At 73.3% G+C, this 3572-nt stretch carries 3 protein-coding genes; all 3 read right to left on the bottom strand.

Going from position 1 to position 3572, the window contains the following annotated elements:
• Positions 1–75: 75 nt before the first annotated feature.
• Genes DZG00_RS17175 through DZG00_RS13510 form a run of 3 tightly spaced genes read right to left on the bottom strand, consistent with a single transcriptional unit; the run spans position 76 to position 2398 of the window.
• Positions 76–249, bottom strand: coding sequence for a hypothetical protein (locus tag DZG00_RS17175; RefSeq protein ID WP_199688952.1), 174 nt, complete (start codon positions 247–249; stop codon positions 76–78).
• A gap of 9 nt (positions 250–258) precedes the next feature.
• Positions 259–1299 (bottom strand): HAD-IIA family hydrolase, encoded by a 1041-nt coding sequence (locus DZG00_RS13505; RefSeq protein ID WP_119382500.1) that lies wholly within the window; start codon positions 1297–1299, stop codon positions 259–261.
• The gene (locus DZG00_RS13510) at positions 1289–2398 is read right to left on the bottom strand and encodes a tetratricopeptide repeat protein (protein WP_119382501.1); all 1110 of its coding nucleotides are present in this window, start codon (positions 2396–2398) and stop codon (positions 1289–1291) included. Before DZG00_RS13510 ends, DZG00_RS13505 begins: the two co-directional genes overlap by 11 nt.
• Between the last annotated feature and the right edge of the window lie 1174 nt (positions 2399–3572).

The following is a 3572-nucleotide window of genomic DNA, read 5'->3' on the forward strand; positions in this document are numbered from 1 at the left end:
AGCCGCAGGTCGCCGCCGATGGCCTCGTCGGCCGAGGGCGGGGAGATCGGTGCGCCCGCGGATCCGTCGCCGGGGTCAGCCACGCGCCGCGGCCCCGTCGCCGCCCTCGAGCCGGGCGCGCAGCTCGTCGTGGAGCAGCGCGAACGCGGCCGCACGGTCGCCGAGCGACTGCTCCTCGATGAGCTGCAGCCGGGAGACCAGCTCCTCGGCGACGTCGCGGTCGTCGAGGTCGTCCGGGTCGTCGCTCACGCCGTCACGCTACGCCCGGCCGGCGCCGGCGGCGCCGGCTGCGACGTAGAGCGACTCCTGCACGTCGAGCCCGTAGATCGGTCGGCCCGAGTTCCAGATCACGGCGCACGCGGCCCGCAGCGTGTCGATCGTCGAGCCGCCGTCCTTCACGACCTCGACGCGGTCACCCGCGATCCGGACGGACGACCTGCCGACCGTGGCCACGCGGCCCTCCTGCGAGAAGCGCGTCTCGGGGTACGGCTCGTGCAGCTGGCCGAGGTGCTCGAGGATGAAGGTGGGCCGCTGGTCCTCCTCGGCCGCGAGGAGCTGCTTGGCCCGGTCGATCCCGGTCAGCACGTGCACCGACGCCATGCCGGCGCGCGTCGCCCCGAGGATGTCGGTGTCGAGCCGGTCGCCGAGGAACACGGGCCGCTGTGCGCCGAAGCGCTCGCGGGCCACGTCGAAGATCGGCGTCTCGGGCTTGCCGGCGACGACGGGCAGGCGCCCGACGGCCGTGTGCACGGCCGAGACGAGCGTGCCGTTGCCGGGCGCGATGCCACGCGCGACGGGGATGGTCCAGTCGGTGTTGGTCGCGACCCACACCACGTCGGGATCGGCCAGCGCGAAGGCGGCCTCGGCGAGCTGGGTCCAGCCCACCTCCGGCGCGAAGCCCTGCACCACGGCGGCCGGGCTGTCCTCCGTCGAGCGGGTGACGACGTAGCCGGCCTTCTCGAGCTCGTGCACGAGGCCCTCGCCGCCGACGACCAGCACGGTGGATCCCGCCGGGACCCGGTCCGCGAGCAGACGCAGCGCGGCCTGCGGCGACGTCACGACGTCCTCGGGCGCGACGTCGAGCCCGAGCGAGCTCAGGTGCGCGGCCACGGACGCGTCCGTGCGGGAGGCGTTGTTGGTGATGTACCCCAGTCGGATCCCGTCGCCGGCCGCGCGGTTCAGCGCGTCGACGGCGTGCGGGATGCTGTCGGGCCCCGCGTACACGACGCCGTCGAGGTCCGCGAGGATCACGTCCACGCCCTCGAGCGGGGCGCTGCCCTTCGCCGCCCTAGCGAACATCGCGGTCGCCTTCCCCGGCGGCGCCCGTCGCGGATGCGTCGTCGGCGCTCGCGTCGTCGTCGTTCGCGGGCTCCGCGGCCGTCGCGACATCGTCGCCGTCGCGCGTGACCTCGGCGTCCGCGTCGAGCTCGTCGTCGATGTCGACCGCGATGTCGTCGCTGTCCCCGTCCTCGCTCGGCGGGCTCGGCTCCCCCGCCGCCGCGACGGGATCCCCGGGCTCGTCGGCCGCGTCACCCGCCCGGTTCACGTCGATGGCGTCGACCGCGCCGTTCCCGTCGCTCGCATCGCCCGCGTCACCACCGACATCCGCGGTGCGTCCCGCATCGTCGCGCATCGCGTCGGATCCTCCGCGGTCCGGAGTGCCGTCGTCCTCCCCGGAGTCATCTCCCTCCGCCGCGAGCTCCACGTCGAGCTCCTCCTCCACGACCTCGACCATGTCGTCCCAGCCCTCGTCGGGATCCGCGAACGCCGCCTCGGCTGCCTCGGCTCGCTGTCGCCAGGCGTCGGCCTCCTCGGAGCGGCCCAGCTCCTCGAGCACCTCCGCGTAGGCATGGAAGAGGTCGGCGCTGTACGAGTAGGCCACGTCGCGGCTCAGCTGCGCGATCGACAGCTCACCGAGAGCGGCCTCCGTCTGGCCGAGGTCGAGCCGGGCGCCGGACATCGCGATCGCGAGCGCCACCTGCTCCGCCGCCGGCAGCGTCTCCTTCGGCACGGAGCGTCCCAGCTCCAGCGCCTTGTCGGGGCGTCCCTGCCCGCGCTCGCTGTCGACCATGAGGGCGAGCTGGTCGTTCTTGCCCGAGATGCGCCGGTACGTCCGCAACTCGCGCAGGGCGAGGGCGTAGTCGCCGACGGCGTACGCCGTGATCGCCAGGGACTCCCGGACCACCGCGATGCGCCCCGCACGGCGTGCGGCCGACGTGGCGTGGCGGTGCGCGAGCTCCGGATCCTCCTCGATGAGGCGCGCCGCCATGACGAGGTGCTGCGCGACGCCCTCGGCGTTGTCCTTGCTCAGCGTCTTCAGCTCGTTGCGGGCGATCCGATCCAGGTCGCCCGGCTTCACGTCCTCCGGGATCTCCGGGTCCTCGTGACGCGGACGCACGGACCGCAGCTCGCGCGCGCGCAGCTGCTCCTCCGTGAGGGCCTCCTCGTACCGCGGGGCGTCCCGGTCGTTCCGCGCAGGGCGCCCGTCCCGCGTCCACAGCTTGTCGCCGTCCCGCGGCGGACGAGCTCCACCGCGACCGGCATCACGCCCGCCGTCCTTCGACCAGGGCTTGCGCTCACCATCACGCGCCGGACGCGACGGACCGGAACCTCCATCACGCGACCACGGCTTGCGCTCACCGTCACGCTGCGGACGGGCCGCACCCCCGCCGTCCTTCGACCACGGCTTGCGCTCACCATCACGGGCAGGACGGGCCTGACCGGCTCCGCCGTCACGCGACCACGGCTTCCGCTCACCATCACGCTGCGGACGGGCCGCACCCCCACCGTCCTTGGACCACGGCTTCCGCTCACCATCACGGGCAGGACGGGCCTGACCGGCTCCGCCGTCACGCGACCACGGCTTGCGCTCACCGTCACGCTGCGGACGGGCCGCACCCCCGCCGTCCTTCGACCACGGCTTCCGCTCACCGTCACGTCCAGGGCGATCCCCGCCCGCGCCGCGAGGCCCGGACGTGCGCCCTTCGTCGCGCGGACCACGAGGAGCACCAGAGGATCCCCGCTCATACGGCGGCTTGGCACCATCGCGACCACGTGGGGAATGCGACGATCCGCGGTCCTGGCCTTCGGGCCGGCTGTCTCGATCGGATGAGTCGCTCACTGTGCTCCTGTCGGCCCTGAGGGCCAGATGATGTCTGTGGTGTTGTGGATCGTGCCGAAGTCAGGTCCCAGGCTAACCGCTGGGCGCCCATGCGTGCCCCGGACGGCACGCCATGCGCAGACGAAGCGGCCCGGGCTGAGGCGCATGGACGGCCTCTTCCGACGCCGATCCGGTACCCGCACACCCGTGTGACCGGCGTCGCTTGTCCATCCGCGCCAGCACGGCGCCCAGGACGACCGCTCTCAGGCCCCCAGGAACGCCCTGGGCTTCAATCGCCGCACGGGGCGAGCCCGTCTCGTCAGACGGCACCCACCCACGGACGTCGATGGGATGCGCATCGGAGCGTTAACGCAGGAAGGCCCGTCGCACCAAGTGCGACGGGCCTTCCCGTTACTACCAAATCAAGTCCGGCGGTGTCCTACTCTCCCACAGGGTCCCCCCTGCAGTACCA

It is taken from the genome of Clavibacter lycopersici (genome assembly GCF_003576405.1).
In the GTDB taxonomy this organism is placed as follows: Bacteria; Actinomycetota; Actinomycetes; order Actinomycetales; family Microbacteriaceae; genus Clavibacter; species Clavibacter lycopersici.